This window comes from Candidatus Aegiribacteria sp., from assembly GCA_021108005.1.
Lineage (GTDB): Bacteria > Fermentibacterota > Fermentibacteria > Fermentibacterales > JCC-6 > Aegiribacteria.
In genome coordinates this window covers 1-1,029 of record JAIORS010000077.1, presented here as the reverse complement: position 1 = coordinate 1,029, position 1,029 = coordinate 1, and the positions used below count along the sequence as shown (strand labels likewise).

Sequence of the window (1,029 nt, the reverse complement as noted above, 5' to 3'; positions counted from 1 at the left end):
CTAGTTCCTGCCATTCCTCTGCATATATATTCAATACCAGCAGTGGATTTAATAAAAGGATTAAGGAAATACTGATTACACTTCCATGTTTCATATGAAGCCTCCTCAAATACATCATTTGCCTTAGTATTAAAATACAAACATCAGAAAACTGGATTTCTCGCCATATCAGCATCAGCTCCCGATATGACCTTCCTGTTCCTTTTTTCTCATCTTTTCATCCAAAGTTAAGGATACCACCCTGAATATTCCCGGTCAACGTCATCGCAGGTAAATTTACACCGATAGTTTTACATCAACACAGTTTTCAGACAGTGAAGATCAATATCTTGATGTTCCGGACAATGGCTTTGGTTGCGTCAGCAGGTCGACACTGTTTATCATTCTGAACTTTCAGTACTCCGGCTTCATAGGAGCAGAATGTCGCGGCAATTCAAGCAGTTGTCATCTGCTTCTGTCATAGACTGTTATGAAATTCAGGTGGTATTGTTGATCAAAGAGGAAAAAATAGAAATTAATAATGTTTATTGGAGCAGCAATGAAAAAATTAATCTTGCTTCTTATTGTATTACTGATTTGTTCTAATGTTTATTCTTCTCAACTGACGCCCTCGGAGGTTGTAGTTGATTATTACGATGCAGCAAGTGAATATGACATGGAAAGGTTTGTGTATCACTTCTCAGAAGGTACAGTCAATGAGTTTTTAGAGTTTTTTGAATCATTGTATCAAATGCGGGAAATAGAAGAATTTGAACAACTAACGGGTATGCAAATGGAAGAATTTTTAAAATATAGTGATACAGAGAAGCTGGTCATTATTTTTGAAGGTATTTTTGAATCAGAGGAAGGATTTGAGGCAGCTGCAGATATTGAAAATATATCAGAAAGTATTGATGGTGATAATTCAACTGTAATAATTCTTAGAGAAGACGAGAAAGAAGAAGAAATACATTTGGTTCTTGAAAATGATGAGTGGAAACTAGATTATACAGAAAGAGAATAAATATTAGTAGTAAACGGCTTTAAACT

1 protein-coding gene is annotated in these 1,029 nt (G+C 35.2%); it reads left to right on the top strand.

Features of this window, described 5'->3' with window-relative positions:
* Positions 1 to 538: 538 nt before the first annotated feature.
* Positions 539 to 1,003 (top strand): hypothetical protein, encoded by a 465-nt coding sequence (locus K8S15_04880; GenBank protein MCD4775371.1) that lies wholly within the window; start codon positions 539 to 541, stop codon positions 1,001 to 1,003.
* Positions 1,004 to 1,029 lie beyond the last annotated feature (26 nt).